The following is a 19,514-nucleotide window of genomic DNA, read 5'->3' on the forward strand; positions in this document are numbered from 1 at the left end:
CTTCGTACCGGCGCGTGAGGCGTGGACGTCGGCGGACGGGACGCCATCCGCATGGTGGATGGCCTCCCGCCCGCCCGCCGGTGGAGTGGCCGGAGTCCCGGCCGACCGGCCAATTCTGGTGGAGGCGGTCGAACGCGGGTACATACGGACGAACAGAACCGGTCGGTACGCGCCGGGGACCGACGGACACGTCGGACGGCATCCACCGCGTGGACCGGCCGGGCCGACCGACGATCCGGCGAGGTGAGTCCTCATGACCGCAGCACACGACACGGCCCGCGCGACGCCGAAGGTCTCCGAGCGCGAAGCGCGCCAGGTGGCCGAGGACGCGCGTGAGCGGGACTGGCACAAACCGAGCTTCGCCAAGGAACTCTTCCTGGGCCGCTTCCGGCTCGACCTGATCCACCCGCACCCGCTGCCGGACCCCGAGGACGCCCGGCGGGGTGAGGAGTTCCTCGCCCGGCTGCGCGACTTCTGCGAGACCTCGGTCGACGGCGCCCTCATCGAACGCGAGGCGCGGATTCCCGACGAGGTGGTGGCCGGGCTCAAGGAACTGGGCGCGCTCGGGATGAAGATCGACCGGCGGTACGGCGGCCTCGGTCTGACCCAGGTCCACTACAACAAGGCCCTCGCCCTGGCCGGATCGGCCAGCCCCGCGATCGCCGCCCTGCTCTCCGCGCACCAGTCCATCGGCGTACCGCAGCCGCTGAAGACCTTCGGCAGCCAGGAGCAGAAGGACGCGTTCCTGCCCAGGCTCGCCCGCACCGACATCTCCGCCTTCCTCCTCACCGAACCCGACGTCGGCTCCGACCCGGCCAGGCTCGCCGCCTCCGCCGTCCCGGACGGCACCGACTACCTCCTCGACGGCGTGAAGCTGTGGACGACCAACGGCGTCATCGCCGATCTGCTGGTCGTGATGGCGCGGGTACCGAAGTCCGAGGGGCACCCGGGCGGCATCACCGCCTTCGTCGTCGAGGCGGACGCCCCGGGCATCACCGTGGAGAACCGCAACGCCTTCATGGGCCTGCGCGGCATCGAGAACGGCGTGACCCGCTTCCACCAGGTCCGGGTCCCCGCGGCCAACCGTGTCGGCCCGGAGGGCGCCGGGCTCAAGATCGCCCTCACCACCCTCAACACCGGCCGCCTCTCGCTGCCCGCGATGTGCGTCGGCTCCGGGAAGTGGTGCCTCAAGATCGCCCGGGAGTGGTCGGCGGTCCGCGAACAGTGGGGCAGGCCGGTCGCCCGGCACGAGGCCGTCGGCGCCAAGATCTCCTTCATCGCCGCCACCACCTTCGCCCTGGAGGCGGTCGTCGACCTCTCCTCCCAACTCGCCGACGAGGACCGCAACGACATCCGGATCGAAGCCGCGCTGGCCAAGCTGTACGGCTCCGAGATGGGCTGGCTGATGGCCGACGAACTGGTCCAGATCCGTGGCGGCCGGGGCTACGAGACCGCCGACTCCCTCGCCGCCCGGGGCGAACGCGCCGTCCCCGCCGAGCAGATGCTCCGCGACATGCGCATCAACCGGATCTTCGAGGGCTCCACCGAGATCATGCACCTGCTGATCGCCCGGGAGGCCGTGGACGCCCATCTGAAGGTCGCGGGAGACATCATCGACCCCGACAAGCCGCTCTCCGCGAAGGCGAGGGCAGGCGCCGAAGCGGCCGGGTTCTACGCCCGCTGGCTGCCGAAGCTGGCCACCGGTTCCGGACAACTCCCCGGCACCTACCGGGAATTCGCCCCCTCGGGCCATCCCGACCTGGCCACCCATCTGCGTTACGTCGAGCGGGCCTCCCGCAAACTGGCCCGCTCCACCTTCTACGCGATGTCGCGCTGGCGGGGCCGGATGGAGACCAAACAGGGCTTCCTCGGCCGGATCGTCGACATCGGCGCCGAACTGTTCGCCATGAGCGCCGCCTGCGTCCGCGCCGAACACCTGCGCGCCGGCGGCGACCACGGCCGCGAGGCGTACCAACTCGCCGACGCCTTCTGCCACCAGTCCCGCGTCCGGATCGAGGCACTCTTCACCCGGCTGTGGTCCAACACGGACGACCTGGACCGGCGGGTGGTCGACGGCGTCCTGTCCGGTACGTACGACTGGCTGGAGCGGGGCATCATCGACCCGAGCGGCGAGGGCCCCTGGATCGCCGACGCCACCCCGGGCCCGTCGGCCGGGGAGAACGTCCACCGCACCGTCCGCTGAACCGGCCGGCCGACGGGCCGGGCAGCGGACGAACCGGCCGGCGGGCGGGGCGGGTCCACGCGATGGACGCGCCCCGCCCGGCCCGCCGCCGTACGGCAGGATGAGGGACCGTGACCGTCATCCACATCCCCGGCTCCAAGTCCGTCACCGCCCGCGCCCTCTTCCTGGCCGCCGCCGCGGACGGCACCACCACCCTCGTACGCCCGCTGCTCTCCGACGACACCGACGGCTTCGCCGAGGGGCTGTCCCGCCTCGGCTACCGCCTCACCCGGGAAGCCGACCGCTGGCACGTCGAGGGCCGACCGGCCGGACCCGCCGTCACCGACGCGGACATCCACTGCCGGGACGGCGCCACCACCGCCCGCTTCCTGCCCACCCTGGCGGCGGCCGGCGCCTCCGGGACGTACCGCTTCGACGCCTCACCGCAGATGCGCCGCCGCCCGCTCGCCCCGCTCACCGAGGCGCTGCGCACCCTCGGTGTCGATCTGCGGCACGGCGCGGCAGAGGGGCACCACCCGCTGCGGATCGAGGCCGCGGGCATCAAGGGCGGCGAACTCACCCTGGACGCGGGGGAGTCGTCGCAGTACCTCACCGCCCTGCTGATGCTCGGCCCGCTGACGGCGGAGGGGCTGCGGATCACCGTCACCGACCTGGTGTCCGCCCCGTACATCGACATCACCCTCGCGATGATGCGCGCCTTCGGCGCCGAGGTGGGCCGCGGCGGCCCCGGCGACCGGGTGTTCACCGTCGCGCCCGGCGGATACCGCGCCACCACGTACGCCGTCGAACCCGACGCCTCCACCTCCAGCTACTTCTTCGCCGCCGCCGCCCTCACCGGCCGTGAGATCACCGTCCCGGGTCTCGGTACGGGCGCGCTCCAGGGCGATCTGCGCTTCGTCGACGTACTGCGCCGCATGGGCGCCGACGTCCGTACGACCGCCGACTCCACCACCGTGCGCGGCACCGGCACGCTCTCCGGACTCACCGTCGACATGCGGGACATCTCCGACACCATGCCGACCCTGGCCGCGCTGGCCCCCTTCGCCTCGGGCCCCGTCCGGATCGAGAACGTCGGCAACACCCGGGTGAAGGAGTGCGACCGGCTGGACGCCTGCGCGCAGAACCTCCGCCGCATGGGGATCACGGTCGGCACGGGCCCCGACTGGATCGAGATCCGGCCGGGCGAGCCGGCCGCCACCGAGATCGCCACCCACGGCGACCACCGCATCGTCATGTCGTTCGCCGTGGCGGGCCTGAGGGTGCCCGGCATCACCTTCGACGACCCCGGCTGCGTGCGGAAGACGTTCCCCGGGTTCCACGAGGCGTTCGCGGAGCTGAGCGGCGCCGACGACGGGCACCGGGGCCGCCGGAAAATAGCGGGCACCGCGCCGGGGAAGCCCCTACGCTGCCCCGCATGATGACCATCGGCGCCGCCCTGTCCGTGCTCGACCTCCTGGACGGGGCCGGCGCCGATGTCGTGATCGCGGGCGGCTGGGGCGTCGACGCCCTGCTCGGTGAGCAGACCCGCGACCACCGCGATCTGGACCTGCTGCACCGCCGCGAACAGGAGCCCGCCGTCCTCGCCGCGCTGACGGCGGCCGGATACTCCGAAACGTTCGACGGGCGACCGGCCCGGTTCGTCATGACCCATCCGTCCGGGCTCGGACTCGACCTGCACCCACTGGACTTCGCCCCGGACGGCTCGGCGCTCCAGGCGTCGCTCGACCCCTCGGAGCCGTACCGCTACCCCGCCGAGTGCTTCGTCACCGGCACCATCGGCGGCGCCCGGGTCCGCTGTCTCTCGGCCCGCCAGCAGGTGGCGTTCCACCGGGGGTACGAACCGGCCGGGCGCGACCGCCTCGACATGGCCGCGCTCCACGAGAGGTTCGGCACGGACCTGCCCTTCTGACCACCGCGACCGGCCCGGCGCCGACCCGCCGCGACGGCCCCGTCGGTACGCCCGTACCGGCACGGACAGGGACGCCCGGCACCCCGGCCGCCACCGCCCCCGACGACGTGGTGGACGGCGCCTTCGGGGGCGCCCTGTCCGGCCGCACAGGAGAAGCGGCGACAATGGGGGCCATGAGCGACAGCCCTGCCCCCCTCGCAGACCCGCATCTCGTCTTCGACGCCGTGGAAGGCCGCCGGGATCTCGTCATCCTCGGCTCCACGGGGTCCATCGGCACCCAGGCCATCGACCTGGTCCTGCGCAACCCCGACCGCTTCCGTGTCACCGCGCTCTCGGCCGCGGGCGGCCGGGTCGGCCTCCTCGCCGAACAGGCCAGGAGCCTCGGGGTACGGACGGTCGCCGTCGCCGCCGAGGACGCCGTACCGGCCCTGCGCGAGGCACTCGGCGCGCGCTACGGCACCGAGCCGCAGCCCGAGATCCTGGCGGGGCCGGACGCGGCGAGCCTGCTCGCCGCGAGCGACTGCCACACCGTGCTCAACGGGATCACCGGTTCGATCGGCCTCGCCCCCACGCTCGCCGCGCTGAAGGCGGGCCGCACGCTCGCCCTCGCCAACAAGGAATCGCTGATCGTCGGCGGTCCGCTGGTGAAGGAACTGGCCGCCCCGGGCCAGATCATCCCGGTCGACTCCGAGCACGCGGCGCTCTTCCAGGCACTGAACGCCGGGACGCGCGCCGACGTCCGCAAGCTCGTCGTCACCGCGTCCGGCGGACCGTTCCGGGGGCGTACCCGGGCCGAACTGGCGGACGTCACCCGTGAGCAGGCACTCGCCCACCCGACCTGGGCCATGGGGCCGGTCATCACGATCAACTCGGCGACCCTGGTCAACAAGGGCCTGGAGGTCATCGAGGCCCATCTCCTCTACGACATTCCGTTCGAGCGGATCGAGGTCGTCGTCCACCCGCAGTCGTACGTGCACTCCATGGTGGAGTTCAGCGACGGTTCCACGCTCGCCCAGGCCACCCCGCCGGACATGCGCGGTCCGATCGCCATCGGCCTGGGCTGGCCGCAGCGCGTCCCGGACGCCGCACCGGCATTCGACTGGTCGAAGGCGTCCAGCTGGGAGTTCCACCCCCTGGACTCCGAGGCGTTCCCCTCGGTGGGACTCGCCAGGCACGTCGGCGCCCTGGGAGCCACCGCGCCCGCGGTGTTCAACGCCGCGAACGAGGAGTGCGTCGACGCGTTCCTGTCCGGACGGCTGCCGTTCAACGGCATCATGGACACGGTCACAGCGGTGGTCGCCGAACACGGCACCCCCGCCACCGGAACTTCACTGACCGTCGCGGACGTCCTCGATGCGGAGACCTGGGCACGCGCCCGGGCCCGTGAACTCTCGGCAGAGGCGAAAGCGACAGCGGAGGCGCGCGCATGAGCATGACGTCGGTCCTTTTGACGGTCCTGGGGATCGCCGTGTTCGTCGTGGGGCTGCTGTTCTCGATCGCCTGGCACGAACTCGGCCACCTGTCGACGGCGAAGCTCTTCGGCATCCGGGTACCGCAGTACATGGTCGGCTTCGGACCGACCGTCTGGTCACGGAGGAAGGGCGACACGGAGTACGGCTTCAAGGCCATTCCGGCGGGCGGCTACATCCGGATGATCGGCATGTTCCCGCCGGGCCCGGACGGACGCCTGGAGGCCCGCTCCACCTCGCCGTGGCGCGGCATGATCGAGGACGCCCGGTCGGCGGCGTTCGAAGAACTCCAGCCGGGCGACGAGAAACGGCTCTTCTACACGCGCAAGCCGTGGAAGCGCGTGATCGTGATGTTCGCCGGCCCCTTCATGAACCTGGTCCTGGCCGTCGCGATCTTCCTCGGCGTCGCGATGACCTTCGGGTTCCAGACCCAGACCACCGAGGTCGCCGGGGTCCAGAAGTGCGTGATCGCGCAGAACGCGAACCGTGACACCTGCCGGCCCACCGACCCGGTCTCCCCCGCGGAGGCCGCGGGACTGCTCAAGGGTGACAGGATCGTGGCCTTCGACGGCAAGAAGGTCGACGACTGGTCGACCCTCTCCGACCTGATCCGCCGGACCATCGGCCCCGCCACCCTCACGGTCCAGCGGGACGGGCGGGAACACACCCTGCACGCCGTGCTGAAGAAGAACCCGGTGGCGAAGAAGGACGGGAAGGGCGAGGTCGTCCCCGGCGAGTTCGTCTCCGCCGGCTACCTGGGCTTCGCCGCCAGGACCGAGATCGTCCCGCTCTCCTTCGGGGACTCCGTCGTCCGCATGGGCGACATGATCGAGAACGGTGTCGACTCGATCATCGCCCTGCCGTCCAAGATCCCGGCCCTGTGGAACGCCGCCTTCGGCGACGGCGACCGCGCGGCCGACTCACCGGTCGGCGTCGTCGGCGCGGCCAGGATCGGCGGCGAGGTGATGACCCTGGACATCCCCGCGCAGAACCAGATCGCGATGATGCTGTTCCTGCTGGCGGGCTTCAACCTCTCGCTGTTCCTGTTCAACATGCTGCCCCTGCTGCCGCTCGACGGCGGACACATCGCGGGGGCGCTGTGGGAGGCGCTGCGCCGCAACGCGGCCCGGGTCTTCAAGCGGCCCGATCCCGGCCCCTTCGACGTGGCGAAACTGATGCCGGTCGCCTACGTCGTAGCCGGGGTCTTCGTCTGCTTCACCCTGCTCGTCCTCGTCGCCGACATCGTCAACCCGGTCAAGATCTCCTGATCCGCGACCGGCCGGCGGTGCGGCGGCCCGGCGGACATGCCGACACGGATGTGCCCGGCACTCCTCTGGTGACGTAACCTCGAAGGCCGGAGCCCGCCGATCTCGGGACGTTGATCCACACCTTGGGGATGCTCAGCGCATGACTGCGATTTCTCTCGGAATGCCGGCCGTTCCGACCAAGCTCGCCGACCGACGGGTCAGCCGTCAGATCCAGGTCGGTTCGGTGGCGGTCGGCGGGGACGCGCCGGTCTCGGTGCAGTCGATGACGACGACGCGTACGTCGGACATCGGTGCGACGCTTCAGCAGATCGCGGAACTGACGGCGTCGGGCTGCCAGATCGTGCGCGTCGCGTGCCCGACGCAGGACGACGCGGACGCGCTGGCGACGATCGCGCGGAAGTCGCAGATCCCGGTGATCGCGGACATTCACTTCCAGCCGAAGTACGTGTTCGCGGCGATCGACGCGGGATGCGCCGCGGTGCGGGTGAACCCGGGGAACATCAAGCAGTTCGACGACAAGGTGCGGGAGATCGCGCGGGCGGCGAAGGACGCGGGGACCCCGATCCGGATCGGGGTGAACGCGGGCTCGCTGGACGCGCGGCTGCTCCAGAAGTACGGGAAGGCGACTCCGGAGGCGCTGGTCGAGTCGGCGCTGTGGGAGGCGTCGCTGTTCGAGGAGCACGGCTTCCGGGACATCAAGATCTCGGTCAAGCACAACGACCCGGTCGTGATGGTGAACGCCTACCGACAGCTCGCCGCCCAGTGCGACTACCCGCTGCACCTCGGCGTCACCGAGGCCGGGCCGGCGTTCCAGGGCACGATCAAGTCGGCGGTCGCCTTCGGCGCGCTGCTGTCCGAGGGGATCGGGGACACGATCCGGGTGTCGCTGTCGGCGCCGCCCGCCGAGGAGGTCAAGGTCGGCCTCCAGATCCTGGAGTCGCTGAACCTGAAGCAGCGCCGGCTGGAGATCGTGTCGTGTCCGTCGTGCGGACGGGCCCAGGTGGACGTGTACAAGCTGGCGGACCAGGTCAGCGCCGGCCTGGAGGGCATGGAAGTGCCGCTGCGGGTCGCGGTGATGGGCTGCGTCGTCAACGGACCGGGCGAGGCCCGTGAGGCCGACCTGGGCGTGGCGTCCGGGAACGGCAAGGGACAGATCTTCGTGAAGGGCGAGGTCATCAAGACCGTCCCGGAGTCGAAGATCGTCGAGACCCTCATCGAAGAAGCCATGAAGATCGCCGAGCAGATGGAGAAGGACGGCATCGCCTCCGGCGAGCCCGAGGTCTCCATCAGCTGATCGTCCCCTCCACCCTTCACCCGGGGCCTCACCGGCCCGGACGGGAATCGCGAACCACCGCCTCGGCCCCGTCGGACCTCCTCCGACGGGGCCGACGGCCGAGCGCGGCGGACCGCGTACGCCCTCGGCCGACGGGCCGGCGGGCAGCGGGATCACCCCTCGCGGCGGCGTCCGCCGACCTCTTTGGGTACAGTGCGGAAATCAGCAGACCGCATGGTGAGGCCCCCTCGTGTTGACGCAGACCACCACCCGGGTCCTCGAACCCGGCGAGCTCGGTGCCGCGCTCGCCATCCTTGAGAGCGAGCCCGTCACCAACGCCTTCGTCACGTCCCGTGTGCGGGTCGCCGGGCTCGACCCCTGGCGGCTCGGCGGCGAGATGTGGGGCTGGTACGAACAAGGGCGACTGCGCTCGCTCTGCTACTCCGGTGCCAACCTCGTCCCCATCTGCACCACTCCCGACGCCATCCGGGCCTTCGCCGACCGGGCCCGCCGCGCCGGCCGCCGCTGCTCCTCGATCGTCGGCCCCGCGGGACCGACCGCCCAGTTGTGGCGGCTGCTCGAACCCACCTGGGGCCCCGCCCGCGACGTCCGGGCCAACCAGCCGCTCATGGTCGCCGAGCAGCCCTCCGGGACGGTCGCCGCCGACCCGCTGGTCCGCCGCATCCGCAAGGACGAGATGGACGTCCTGATGCCCGCGTGCGTCGCCATGTTCACCGAGGAGGTCGGCATCTCCCCGCTGGCCGGTGACGGCGGACTGCTCTACCAGGCCCGGGTCGCCGAGCTGATCGGCTCCGGCCGTTCCTTCGCCCGGATAGAGGACGGCAAGGTCGTCTTCAAGGCCGAGATCGGCGCCGCCACCCCCCAGGCATGCCAGATCCAGGGCGTCTGGGTGGCCCCGGAACACCGCGGCCGGGGCCTCTCCGAGACCGGCATGGCGGCGGTCCTGCGGCTCGCCCTCGCCGATGTCGCACCCATCGTCAGCCTGTACGTGAACGACTACAACACCGCCGCCCGCAAGTCCTACGCCCGCGTCGGCTTCCGTGAGGTCGGCGCCTTCATGAGCGTGCTCTTCTGACCGCGTACCCCTGCCGGGCGGCCTCGCCCGCGCGGTCCGGCCCCCGGCCCCGCGCCACTCGCGCGCCGGGAACAGTAGGGTCGGCGACATGGCAGCAGCCCCAGGAGACGATCCTCCTCACTCCCCGGTCCCCGGCCTCACGGTCGGACCGGTCGACCTCACCTCGCGCGTGGACGAGGCACTGGCCGTACAGGCCGTCGCCTTCGGCCTCGGCCGGGAGGAGATCGAGGTGCGCAGACACATCGTGCTCCGCCACCTCGAACACCCGGACGCCCGGGCCCTCGGCGCCACCACCCCCGCCGGAAGGCTCGTCGGCTTCGTCTACGGCATGCCCAACGACCGCACCCACTGGTGGTCGACGGTGGTCGAGCCCTGTCTCCGGGCCACCGGCAGCGACGACTGGCTCGACGACTCCTTCGTGATCACCGAACTCCACGTCCACCCGGCGTTCCAGGGCCGCGGCGCCGGCCGCGCCCTGATCACCACCATCACCGACGCCGTCCACCAGCCCCGGTCCATCCTCTCGGCCGTCGACACGGAGAGCCCGGCCCGCGCGCTGTACCGCGGCCTCGGCTACCAGGACCTCGCCCGGCAGGTGCTCTTCCCCAGCGCCCCCAGACCGTACGCGGTGATGGGAGCCCCGCTTCCGCTGCGGCGCGGACGCTGAATCGATTTCCGCCCGCACGGGCCGCCCGGCTAACCTCGCTGACATCACCTTCGGGGGTCCGGGGGGTCGCCCCCCGGAAGACGTCGCCCCGGAAGACACAGTCGAGCAGGAGTTCACCATGGCCCAGGTCCAGCGCATGTCCCGATTGATGATCAAGACATTGCGCGACGACCCGGCGGACGCCGAGACGCTCAACCACAAGCTGCTCGTCAGGGCCGGGTACGTCCGCCGCACCGCCGCCGGGATCTGGTCCTGGCTGCCGCTGGGCAAGAAGGTCCTGGAGAACATCACCCGGATCGTCCGCGAGGAGATGGACGCCATCGGCGGCCAGGAGGTCCTGCTGCCCGCCCTGCTCCCCAGGGAGGCGTACGAGGCGAGCGGGCGGTACGAGGAGTACGGCGACCTGCTCTTCAAGCTCAAGGACCGCAAGGGCGCCGACTACCTCCTCGGCCCCACCCACGAGGAGATCTTCACCCAGGTCGTCAAGGACCAGTGCACGTCCTACAAGGACCTGCCCGTGATCCTCTACCAGATCCAGACGAAGTACCGCGACGAGGCCCGTCCGCGCGCCGGAGTGCTGCGCGGCCGGGAGTTCCAGATGAAGGACTCGTACTCCTTCGACACCACCGACGAGGGCCTGGTCGAGTCGTACCGGCTGCACCGCGCCGCGTACATCCGGATCTTCGAGCGGCTCGGCCTCGACCACCGCATCGTCTCCGCCGTGTCCGGTGCCATGGGCGGCTCCGCGTCCGAGGAGTTCCTGGCGCCCGCCCCGGCCGGTGAGGACACCTTCGTCGATTGTCCGGCCTGCGACTACGCGGCCAACACCGAAGCGGTGACCTTCACCGCCGCTCCCGTGGACGGCTCGGCGCACGGCCCCGTCGAGGAGCTGGACACCCCCGACACCCCGACCATCGAGACGCTCGCGGCACACCTCGGTGTCCCGGCCTCCGCCACTTTGAAGAACCTCCTCGTCAAGGTCGACGGCGAGATCGTCGCCGTCGGCGTCCCCGGCGACCGCGAGGTGGACCTCGGCAAGCTCGGCGAGCACCTGGCGCCCGCCGTCGTCGAGCTGGTCACCGCCGAGGACTTCGAGGGCCGCCCCGATCTGGTGCGCGGTTACGTCGGTCCGCAGGGCCTGGAGAAGGTCCGCTACATCGCCGACCCGCGGATCGCGCCCGGCACCGCCTGGGTGACCGGAGCCAACAAGCCCGACACCCACGCGAAGAACGTCGTCTGCGGCCGTGACTTCGAGGTCGACGACTACCTCGACGTCGTCGTGGTCGAGGCGGGCGACCCCTGCCCCCGCTGCGGCACCGGCCTCCAGCTGGACCGCGCGATCGAGATCGGCCACATCTTCCAGCTCGGCCGCAAGTTCGCCGACGCCTTCCACCTCGACGTGCTCGGCCAGCAGGGCAAGCCGGTCCGCGTCACCATGGGTTCGTACGGCATCGGGGTCTCCCGCGCCGTCGCCGCCCTCGCCGAGCAGACCGCCGACGACAAGGGCCTGTGCTGGCCCCGCGAGGTCGCCCCGGCCGACGTCCACCTCGTCGCCGCCGGCAAGGCGCTCCAGACGGAACTGGCGCTCGACGTGGCCGAGAAGCTGAACACGGCGGGACTCAGGGTCCTCGTCGACGACCGCGCGGGGGTCTCGCCCGGCGTGAAGTTCACCGACGCGGAACTGATCGGTGTCCCGAAGATCCTCGTCGCGGGCCGCCGCTCGGCGGAGGGCGTCCTCGAACTCAAGGACCGCCGCACGGGCGAGCGCGAGGAGCTGACCGTCGACGAGGCGATCGCCCGCCTCACCGACCAGGGCTGAGCGACAGCGGAAGCGTGGGCCCCGCACACGTGGTGTGCGGGGCCCACGCCGTTCCCGCAGGGCACGGAGGCCCGGCCGTTTCCGTGCAGCGGCCGCTTCCGTGTTCCCGCTGCCAGGACACCCGCCCCGCATCGCGCGGAAGACGGCGGCCGAGCGCGGTGGACCGTCCGAAGAGCGGCGGAACGACGGACCGACCGCGACGCTGTGACGTGGCGTCCGCACACGCCCGCGTCCCGGAGCGGCGCCCCGGCTACAGCCAGCCCGCGAACTCCAGCGTCAGCTCGCCCTCCTGGCGGCGGCCCGCGACCACCGCGCGGGTGCCCGACTCCACCGCGCGGAACAGCGTCCAGCCGTGCAGCCGCTCCTGGTCGACCTCCAGCGACTCGGCGAGCTTCCTGATCCGGCGCCGGGCCGTCGCCGCGCCGCCCGACGAGGCGATCAGATCCTCGACCCGGTCGCGCACCAGCCGTCCCAGGTCGTACGCCCGCTCGCCGACCAGCGGCTCCGGGCCGACCGTCAGCCAGGGCGCCCGCTCACCCGCGAGCACCTTGCTCTGGCGGAAGTTCCCGTGCAGCAGCAGGAGTTCGGGGGAGTGCGCGGTGAGTTCCGCGCGCGCCGCCAGGGCCGCGGTCACCAGCGGCGCGAGCGTCGGGTCCGCGTCGGCGGCGTCCCGCATCGGCTCCGTCTGACGCCCGGTGCGCTCGGCGACGGTCTCGAAGGAGTGACCGGCCGGCGGCTCCACCCACAGCCGCCGTACCGTGCCCGCCGCCTCCAGCTGCGCCTTCGCCTCCGGCAGCGAACGCAGCGAGACCTCCGGATGCAGCCGCTCCAGCAGCAGCCCGTCACCGGCCTCCAGGAGCCGTACCGCGCCCCATCCGTTCCAGTGCTCCAGCGCCGCCCGCTCCAGCTCGGGCGCCGCTCCCGGGGGCGCGAACTTCAGCGCCGCCGCGGTGCCGTCGGCCCTCCGTACGAGGAACACCAGGCTGCTGCGGCCACCGGGCGCCACCACCCGTTCGACGGACAGCCCGGGACCGCCCGAGGCCAGGGCGTCCCCGGTCAGCGAGGGAAGCCGGCCCAGCCAGTGCGCGGCGGCGGTCTCCCCGTACGTCTCAGCGAGTGCGCGCACCAGACGCTGCGGCGGTTCGAAACCCATACGTGCCTTGTCCCCTCTCAGAGCCTTCGCGGGTGCGCCGGTGCGCCGGGGCGTCAGTGGGTTCCGTCCGTGGTCCTCTCGGAAAGCCCGGGAAAGGCTACGCCGCTGCCCCGCCAGCGCACCGCGCGCACCGCGGCCTCGCGCAGCGCGCCCGCCGCCTCCCCCCGCAGCGGCCCGGACGCGGTCCGTACGAGATCGGAGTAGACGCCCGCCACCCGGTCCTCCAGGACGGCGGCGAGCCGCACGGCCGTCGCCGAGTCCGTCACCGGGAACGGCAGGGTGTACGCGGCGTCCGCCGCCACCGGCTCACCGCCCAGGTCGCGCACCGTCCGTGTCAGCGCGTCCCGACGGGCCCGGTGCGCGTGATGGGCGGCGGTGGCCTCCGGCTCGCGCGCCGTGGCGACCCGGCCGCCCAGCACCCCGTACCCGTACACCGCCGCGTGCTCGGCGGCCAGCGCGGCCTGCGCGGCCCGCAGCGGTTCGGCGGCCGGTCCGGTCCCGGGCCGCGTGCCCGTGCGTGGGGGCGTGGACGTGGTCGGTTCCGTGGTCATGCGGGCAGCTCCCGGGCCAGCTCGGTCAGCAGGTACGCGTGGGCGGCTCCGGCCGCCGCGACCGACGCCAGCAGCCTGGCCAGCTCCGGCTCCGCCTTCAGCAGCGTCGCGGCGTGCGTGTCGGCGGTCCGCCGCTCCGCCGCGGCCAGCTCCTTCACCGCGGCCCCCGGACCGGCCGTCGGCGGCCGGTCCGGCGCGGGGGGCGGCGGCGGTGACGTACCCGGCGTCCGCGTGGGTCCGCCGTCCGGCGTCAGCGCGCGCACATGCCGCTCCACGGCGTCGCGCAGCGGCGTGAGCCGGGCCGCGGTCGTCGGATGGGCCGTCAGGACCTGTTCGTACCCGGTGAGCAGCTGCCCGCTGACGCGTGCGGCGCCCGCTCGCAGGGCCCGTTCGGCCCGTGCGGCCGAGGCCCGGACCTCGGCCGCGGCGGCGGCCCGCCGGTTGTCGGCGCTGTCGTCACCGCCTCCGCAGCCCGCCAGTACCGCGGCCACCGCGGCGGCCCCCGTCGCCGTGAGCGCACCCCTGCGCGTCGTCCCCGTCCGCCGCACGTGTCTCCCTCGGCCCGAAGGTGTCCTGAGAAGGTGTCCGGAAGTGATCACCGCAGGCGAGCGTACCCGCGGCCGGGGCAGGGGCGGACGGCAACACCCCTCAGGACCGGATACCCTTTGACCTGACACACGACGATCCCCACAACAGCACACGCGGCCGAGGAGTCACCCGGATGAGCACCACCCAGAGCGAGAGGCTGCGCGGGTTGCTGGAACCGCTCGTCAGCGCCAAGGAGCTGGATCTCGAAGAGATCGAGGTGTCCCGGGCCGGCCGCCGCGGTGTGCTGCGGATCATCGTGGACTCCGAGGAGGGCGTCGAGCTCGACACCTGCGCCGAGCTGAGCCGTGAGATCTCCGCGAAGCTCGACGAGACGGACGCGATGGGCGAGGGCGAGTACGTCCTCGAAGTGAGCTCCCCGGGCGCCGACCGCCCGCTGACGGAGCACCGCCACTACGTACGCAACATCGGCCGTCTGGCCAAGCTCAATCTGATCGAGGGCGGCGAGCTGGTGGCCCGTGTCCTCGGCGTCGACGACGAGGGACTCGACCTCGAAGTGCCGGGCGTCAAGGGCCGCAGGCCCACGTCCCGCCGGGTCTCCTTCGCGGAGATCGCCAAGGCGCGCGTGGAGATCGAATTCAGCCGCAAGGACAAGAAGGAAGAGGAGGCGTAGCCGTGGACATCGACATGAGTGCCCTGCGGGGTCTGGTCCGCGAGAAGGAGATCTCCTTCGACCTGTTGGTCGGGGCGATCGAGTCGGCCCTCCTCATCGCCTACCACCGCACCGAGGGAAGCCACCGCCGGGCGCGGGTGCAGCTCGACCGTGAGAACGGCCATGTGACGGTGTGGGCGAAGGAGGACCCGGCCGACCTCGAAGAGGGCCAGGAGCCAAAGGAGTTCGACGACACCCCGTCGGACTTCGGCCGGATCGCGGCGAGCACCGCCAAGCAGGTCATCCTGCAACGGCTGCGCGACGCCGAGGACGACCAGACGTTCGGTGAGTACGCGGGCCGGGAGGGCGACGTCGTCACCGGCGTCGTCCAGCAGGGCAAGGACCCCAAGAACGTCCTCGTCGACATCGGCCGCATGGAGGCGATGCTGCCCGTCCAGGAGCAGGTGCCGGGCGAGGAGTACACCCATGGACTGCGGCTGCGCAGCTATGTCGTCCGGGTCGCCAAGGGCGTCCGCGGGCCGTCCGTGACACTGTCGCGTACCCACCCCAACCTGGTGAAGAAGCTCTTCGCGCTGGAGGTCCCGGAGATCGCCGACGGTTCCGTCGAGATCGCGGCCATCGCCCGCGAGGCCGGCCACCGCACGAAGATGGCCGTCCGTTCGACCCGTTCCGGGCTCAACGCCAAGGGCGCCTGCATCGGCCCGATGGGCGGCCGTGTGCGCAATGTCATGGCCGAGCTGCACGGTGAGAAGATCGACATCGTCGACTGGTCGGACGATCCGGCCGAGATGGTCGCCAACGCGCTGTCACCCGCACGGGTGAGCGCGGTCGACATCGTGGATCTCGGTGCCCGCTCCGCCAGGGTCGTCGTACCCGACTACCAGCTGTCGCTGGCGATCGGCAAGGAGGGGCAGAACGCCCGCCTCGCCGCCCGTCTCACCGGCTGGCGCATCGACATCCGCCCGGACACCGAGACCGACGCCGAGCGCGACACCGCCGACCGGGAGCGCGCCGAGCGGGCCCGGGAGCGGGCCGAGCGGAACTGATCCGGTCCCGGCGCGCGGCCCGTCACCGGGTGGTGACGGTGGTCCGGCCGTCGGAAAATGGGTCGCGCCGGGGCGCCCTCAGGGAATAGATCTGGGCAGTACGCCGCTGAGATCACGACAACATCCGTTCGGTTTTTGCCCCAAAGGGGTGCGGCCGGTGCGGGGAGGTAGACTTGGACGTGTCTGGCCGGACGCAAGCCCTGGTTTGCCCCGAGCGAACCTGCGTGGGATGCCGGGAGCGAGCGGCCAAGAGTGAGCTGCTGCGCATCGTGGTGGACGGGAACGAGTGTGTACCCGACCCACGCGGTACGCTGCCCGGCCGGGGTGCGTACATCCACCCCGCCTCCGACTGTCTCGACCTGGCGGTTCGCCGCCGGGCCTTCCCCCGGGCCTTCAAGGCCCAGGGGCCGTTCGATTCCACCGCGTTGCAGCGGTTCGTCGGGCGGACGGGACCGTAGGACGGCAAGAAGACGTACGAAGCAAGAACACGGAACGGCACGGGTCCCCGTGCGGTCAGGTACCTCGCGAGTTGGAAGTAGGTCGAGATTGCGATGAGCACTCGATGAGTACGCGATGAGTACGCCCATGAAGTAGCGACGGTCCGGCGGTAACCCGGACCTAAAAGGAGCGAAGTGGCTAAGGTCCGGGTATACGAACTCGCCAAGGAGTTCGGCGTCGAGAGCAAGGTCGTCATGGCCAAGCTCCAAGAACTCGGTGAATTCGTCCGTTCGGCGTCCTCGACGATCGAGGCGCCGGTTGTACGCAAGTTGACTGACGCACTGCAGGGGCCCGGCGGCAACGCCGGCAAGTCCGCTGCCAAGCCCGGCGCGCCCCGCAAGGCCGCGCCCTCGAAGCCCGCGGCGCCCTCCCCGGCCGCCTCGGCACGTCCCGCTGCCCCGAAGCCCGGTGTCCCGGCCAGCAAGCCTGCCGCCCCCGAGGCCCCGAGCAGCGCCCCGGCTCCCACGCCGGCCGCGGGCCCCCGTCCGGGCCCGAAGCCCGCGCCCAAGCCCGCCCCGGTCACTCCGGTGCCCGTGGCCGAGTTCTCCGCTCCGGAGCCGGCCCAGCCGGCCGCTCCGCAGCAGCAGGCCCCGCGTCCCGCGGGTGCCACCCCCGGCCCCCGCCCCGCCCGTCCGGCCCCGGCCGGCGGTCAGCGCGACGGTGGCCAGCGCGACGGCGGCCGTGGCGGCGAGCGTCCGGCGCGTCCGGCCGGTCAGGGCGCCCCGCGCCCCGGCGGCGCGCGTCCGGCGGGTCCCCGTCCCGGCAACAACCCCTTCACCTCCGGCGGTTCCACCGGCATGGCGCGCCCCCAGGCGCCCCGTCCCGGCGGTGGCGCTCCGCGTCCCGGTGGTGGCCAGGGTGGTCCCGGCGCCCCGCGTCCGCAGGGCGGTCCCGGCGGCGCTCCGCGTCCCCAGGGTCAGGGCGGTGCCCGTCCGACTCCGGGCGGCATGCCCCGTCCGCAGGCTCCCCGTCCCGGCGGCGGTCCCGCCGGTTACCGTCCGAACCCGGGCATGATGCCGCAGCGTCCGGCCGCGGGTCCGCGTCCCGGCGGTGGCCCCGGCGGTGGCCGTGGTCCCGGTGCGGGCGGCGGCGGTCGTCCCGGCGGTGCCGGTGGCGGCGCCGGTCGTCCCGGTGGCGGCGGCGGCTTCGCCGGTCGTCCCGGTGGCGGCGGCGGTGGCGGCGGTGGCTTCGCCGGTCGTCCCGGTGGTGGCGGCGGCGGTGCCGGTCGTCCCGGTGGTGGCGGCGGTTTCGGCGGCCGTCCCGGCTTCGGTGGTCGTCCCGGTGGTCCAGGCGCCCGCGGTGGCACACAGGGCGCGTTCGGCCGTCCCGGCGGTCCCGCGCGTCGTGGTCGCAAGTCGAAGCGGCAGAGGCGCCAGGAGTACGAGGCCATGCAGGCCCCGTCGGTGGGCGGCGTCATGCTGCCCCGTGGCAACGGACAGGCCGTCCGGCTGTCGCGCGGTGCCTCCCTGACCGACTTCGCGGAGAAGATCAACGCCAACCCGGCGTCGCTCGTCGCCGTGATGATGAACCTCGGCGAGATGGTCACCGCCACGCAGTCCGTCTCCGACGAGACGCTGAAGCTCCTCGCGGACGAGATGAACTACGTCCTGGAGATCGTCAGCCCGGAGGAGGAGGACCGCGAGCTGCTGGAGTCCTTCGACATCGAGTTCGGCGAGGACGAGGGCGGCGAAGAGGCCCTGGTCTCCCGTCCGCCGGTGGTGACCGTCATGGGTCACGTCGACCACGGAAAGACCCGCCTGCTGGACGCGATCCGCAAGACGAACGTCATCGCGGGCGAGGCCGGCGGCATCACGCAGCACATCGGTGCGTACCAGGTCTCCGCCGAGGTCAATGGCGAGGACCGCAAGATCACCTTCATCGACACCCCGGGCCACGAGGCGTTCACCGCCATGCGTGCCCGTGGTGCCAAGTCGACCGACATCGCGATCCTCGTGGTGGCGGCGAACGACGGTGTGATGCCCCAGACGATCGAGGCGCTGAACCACGCCAAGGCGGCCGATGTGCCGATCGTGGTCGCGGTCAACAAGATCGACGTCGAGGGTGCCGACCCGACCAAGGTGCGCGGTCAGCTCACCGAGTTCGGGCTGGTGGCCGAGGAGTACGGCGGCGACACGATGTTCGTCGACATCTCCGCCAAGCAGAGCCTCAACATCGAGGCTCTCCTGGAGGCCGTCGTCCTCACCGCCGACGCCTCGCTCGACCTGCGGGCCAACCCGGACCAGGACGCGCAGGGCATCGCGATCGAGTCCCACCTCGACCGCGGCCGGGGCGCCATCGCCACGGTGCTCGTCCAGCGCGGAACGCTCCGCGTCGGTGACACGATGGTCGTCGGTGACGCCTACGGCCGAGTCCGCGCCATGCTCGACGACAAGGGCGGCAACGTCGAGGAAGCGGGTCCTTCGACCCCCGTCCTCGTACTGGGTCTCACCAACGTCCCGGGCGCCGGCGACAACTTCCTGGTGGTGGACGAGGACCGTACGGCCCGTCAGATCGCCGAGAAGCGTGCCGCTCGTGAGCGCAACGCCAACTTCGCCCGCAGGGGTGTCCGGTTCTCCCTGGAGAACCTGGACGAGGCGCTCAAGGCCGGTCTGGTCCAGGAACTCAACCTCATCATCAAGGGCGACGCGTCCGGTTCGGTGGAGGCCCTCGAGTCCTCGCTGCTCCAGCTCGACGTCGGCGAAGAGGTCGACATCCGGGTCCTGCACCGCGGTGTGGGTGCGGTCACCGAGTCGGACATCAACCTGGCGACCGGCTCCGACGCCATCGTGATCGGCTTCAACGTGCGCGCCGCGGGGCGTGCCGCGCAGATGGCCGAGCGCGAGGGTGTGGACGTCCGGTACTACTCGGTCATCTACCAGGCGATCGAAGAGATCGAAGCGGCCCTCAAGGGCATGCTCAAGCCGGAGTTCGAAGAGGTCGAGCTGGGTACGGCGGAGATCCGCGAGGTCTTCCGTTCGTCCAAGCTGGGCAACATCGCCGGTGTGCTGGTCCGGTCCGGCGAGGTCAAGCGCAACACCAAGGCGCGCCTGCTCCGCGACGGCAAGGTCATCGCGGAGAACCTCAACATCTCCGGTCTGCGCCGCTTCAAGGACGACGTCACCGAGATCCGCGAAGGCTTCGAGGGCGGTATCAACCTCGGAAACTTCAACGACATCAAGATCGACGACGTCATCGCGACGTACGAGATGCGCGAGAAGCCGCGAGGCTGACCCGTACCTCAACAGTCGGGGCCGGTCGACGGGTCGTATTTCCGTCGATCGGCCCCGGCCGTTCCGTGTACGGTTCTTGTGTCCCCGCCAAGCACTGGCGGGGCGCGAACCCG

16 protein-coding genes are annotated in these 19,514 nt (G+C 72.0%); 13 read left to right on the plus strand and 3 right to left on the minus strand.

All coding sequences use genetic code 11. The features are described from left to right. Nucleotides 1–253 precede the first annotated feature (253 nt). The 9 genes from PZB75_RS24070 (at nucleotide 254) to PZB75_RS24110 (ending at nucleotide 11,704) form a co-directional block, all read left to right on the plus strand. On the plus strand, nucleotides 254–2,203 hold the full coding sequence (locus PZB75_RS24070) for an acyl-CoA dehydrogenase family protein (RefSeq protein WP_275537372.1): 1,950 nt from the start codon (nucleotides 254–256) through the stop codon (nucleotides 2,201–2,203). A 110-nt stretch (nucleotides 2,204–2,313) separates the two neighbouring features. Beyond that, entirely contained in the window at nucleotides 2,314–3,621 is a 1,308-nt protein-coding gene (gene aroA / locus PZB75_RS24075) for a 3-phosphoshikimate 1-carboxyvinyltransferase (RefSeq protein ID WP_275537373.1), read from the plus strand. Then, nucleotides 3,618–4,112, plus strand: coding sequence for an amino acid transporter (locus PZB75_RS24080; protein WP_275537374.1), 495 nt, complete (start codon nucleotides 3,618–3,620; stop codon nucleotides 4,110–4,112). Before aroA ends, PZB75_RS24080 begins: the two co-directional genes overlap by 4 nt. 164 nt (nucleotides 4,113–4,276) lie before the next feature. Then, nucleotides 4,277–5,542: a 1-deoxy-D-xylulose-5-phosphate reductoisomerase gene (gene dxr, locus PZB75_RS24085; protein ID WP_275537375.1), complete on the plus strand. Its 1,266-nt coding sequence runs from the start codon at nucleotides 4,277–4,279 to the stop codon at nucleotides 5,540–5,542. Beyond that, complete coding sequence (locus PZB75_RS24090; RefSeq protein ID WP_275537376.1) at nucleotides 5,539–6,849, plus strand: site-2 protease family protein; 1,311 nt, start codon at nucleotides 5,539–5,541, stop codon at nucleotides 6,847–6,849. Before dxr ends, PZB75_RS24090 begins: the two co-directional genes overlap by 4 nt. Nucleotides 6,850–6,988: 139 nt before the next feature. Further along, nucleotides 6,989–8,143 carry a flavodoxin-dependent (E)-4-hydroxy-3-methylbut-2-enyl-diphosphate synthase gene (gene ispG, locus PZB75_RS24095; protein WP_275537377.1) on the plus strand — a complete coding sequence of 385 codons (1,155 nt, stop codon included), beginning with the start codon at nucleotides 6,989–6,991 and terminating at the stop codon, nucleotides 8,141–8,143. A 229-nt stretch (nucleotides 8,144–8,372) separates the two neighbouring features. After that, nucleotides 8,373–9,218, plus strand: a complete 846-nt coding sequence (locus tag PZB75_RS24100) for a GNAT family N-acetyltransferase (protein ID WP_275537378.1) — start codon at nucleotides 8,373–8,375, stop codon at nucleotides 9,216–9,218. Nucleotides 9,219–9,306: 88 nt separating this feature from the next. After that, nucleotides 9,307–9,885, plus strand: coding sequence for a GNAT family N-acetyltransferase (locus tag PZB75_RS24105; RefSeq protein ID WP_275537379.1), 579 nt, complete (start codon nucleotides 9,307–9,309; stop codon nucleotides 9,883–9,885). Between the two features lie 118 nt (nucleotides 9,886–10,003). Next, nucleotides 10,004–11,704, plus strand: a complete 1,701-nt coding sequence (locus PZB75_RS24110; RefSeq protein ID WP_275537380.1) for a proline--tRNA ligase — start codon at nucleotides 10,004–10,006, stop codon at nucleotides 11,702–11,704. Nucleotides 11,705–11,954: 250 nt separating this feature from the next. On the opposite strand, the gene PZB75_RS24115 is transcribed toward PZB75_RS24110, so the two are convergent. Genes PZB75_RS24115 through PZB75_RS24125 form a run of 3 tightly spaced genes read right to left on the minus strand, consistent with a single transcriptional unit; the run spans nucleotide 11,955 to nucleotide 13,956 of the window. Beyond that, nucleotides 11,955–12,857 (minus strand): aminoglycoside phosphotransferase family protein, encoded by a 903-nt coding sequence (locus tag PZB75_RS24115; protein WP_275537381.1) that lies wholly within the window; start codon nucleotides 12,855–12,857, stop codon nucleotides 11,955–11,957. A 53-nt stretch (nucleotides 12,858–12,910) separates the two neighbouring features. After that, on the minus strand, nucleotides 12,911–13,408 hold the full coding sequence (locus PZB75_RS24120; RefSeq protein ID WP_275537382.1) for a ferritin-like domain-containing protein: 498 nt from the start codon (nucleotides 13,406–13,408) through the stop codon (nucleotides 12,911–12,913). Continuing rightward, on the minus strand, nucleotides 13,405–13,956 hold the full coding sequence (locus PZB75_RS24125) for a hypothetical protein (protein ID WP_275537383.1): 552 nt from the start codon (nucleotides 13,954–13,956) through the stop codon (nucleotides 13,405–13,407). Before PZB75_RS24125 ends, PZB75_RS24120 begins: the two co-directional genes overlap by 4 nt. A gap of 173 nt (nucleotides 13,957–14,129) precedes the next feature. Between PZB75_RS24125 and rimP the strand changes: the two genes are divergently transcribed. The 4 genes from rimP (at nucleotide 14,130) to infB (ending at nucleotide 19,401) form a co-directional block, all read left to right on the plus strand. Continuing rightward, entirely contained in the window at nucleotides 14,130–14,627 is a 498-nt protein-coding gene (gene rimP, locus PZB75_RS24130; protein WP_275537384.1) for a ribosome maturation factor RimP, read from the plus strand. A 2-nt stretch (nucleotides 14,628–14,629) separates the two neighbouring features. Further along, nucleotides 14,630–15,673 carry a transcription termination factor NusA gene (nusA, locus tag PZB75_RS24135; protein ID WP_275537385.1) on the plus strand — a complete coding sequence of 348 codons (1,044 nt, stop codon included), beginning with the start codon at nucleotides 14,630–14,632 and terminating at the stop codon, nucleotides 15,671–15,673. A 179-nt stretch (nucleotides 15,674–15,852) separates the two neighbouring features. Beyond that, nucleotides 15,853–16,131 carry a YlxR family protein gene (locus PZB75_RS24140; RefSeq protein WP_275538846.1) on the plus strand — a complete coding sequence of 93 codons (279 nt, stop codon included), beginning with the start codon at nucleotides 15,853–15,855 and terminating at the stop codon, nucleotides 16,129–16,131. Between the two features lie 174 nt (nucleotides 16,132–16,305). After that, complete coding sequence (infB, locus tag PZB75_RS24145) at nucleotides 16,306–19,401, plus strand: translation initiation factor IF-2 (RefSeq protein WP_275537386.1); 3,096 nt, start codon at nucleotides 16,306–16,308, stop codon at nucleotides 19,399–19,401. The last annotated feature ends 113 nt before the right edge of the window (nucleotides 19,402–19,514 follow it).

The sequence above is a fragment of the Streptomyces sp. AM 4-1-1 genome, assembly GCF_029167625.1.
GTDB lineage: Bacteria > Actinomycetota > Actinomycetes > Streptomycetales > Streptomycetaceae > Streptomyces.

What these genes read in the sequence shown, in the direction of transcription:
- PZB75_RS24070 (WP_275537372.1), top strand. Translation starts at nt 254, where the DNA reads ATGACCGCAGCACACGACACGGCCCGCGCGACGCCGAAGGTCTCCGAG.
- PZB75_RS24080 (WP_275537374.1), top strand. Translation starts at nt 3,618, where the DNA reads ATGATGACCATCGGCGCCGCCCTGTCCGTGCTCGACCTCCTGGACGGG.
- dxr (WP_275537375.1), top strand. Translation starts at nt 4,277, where the DNA reads ATGGGGGCCATGAGCGACAGCCCTGCCCCCCTCGCAGACCCGCATCTC.
- PZB75_RS24090 (WP_275537376.1), top strand. Translation starts at nt 5,539, where the DNA reads ATGAGCATGACGTCGGTCCTTTTGACGGTCCTGGGGATCGCCGTGTTC.
- ispG (WP_275537377.1), top strand. Translation starts at nt 6,989, where the DNA reads ATGACTGCGATTTCTCTCGGAATGCCGGCCGTTCCGACCAAGCTCGCC.
- PZB75_RS24105 (WP_275537379.1), top strand. Translation starts at nt 9,307, where the DNA reads ATGGCAGCAGCCCCAGGAGACGATCCTCCTCACTCCCCGGTCCCCGGC.
- PZB75_RS24110 (WP_275537380.1), top strand. Translation starts at nt 10,004, where the DNA reads ATGGCCCAGGTCCAGCGCATGTCCCGATTGATGATCAAGACATTGCGC.
- PZB75_RS24115 (WP_275537381.1), bottom strand. Translation starts at nt 12,857, where the DNA reads ATGGGTTTCGAACCGCCGCAGCGTCTGGTGCGCGCACTCGCTGAGACG.
- PZB75_RS24120 (WP_275537382.1), bottom strand. Translation starts at nt 13,408, where the DNA reads ATGACCACGGAACCGACCACGTCCACGCCCCCACGCACGGGCACGCGG.
- rimP (WP_275537384.1), top strand. Translation starts at nt 14,130, where the DNA reads ATGAGCACCACCCAGAGCGAGAGGCTGCGCGGGTTGCTGGAACCGCTC.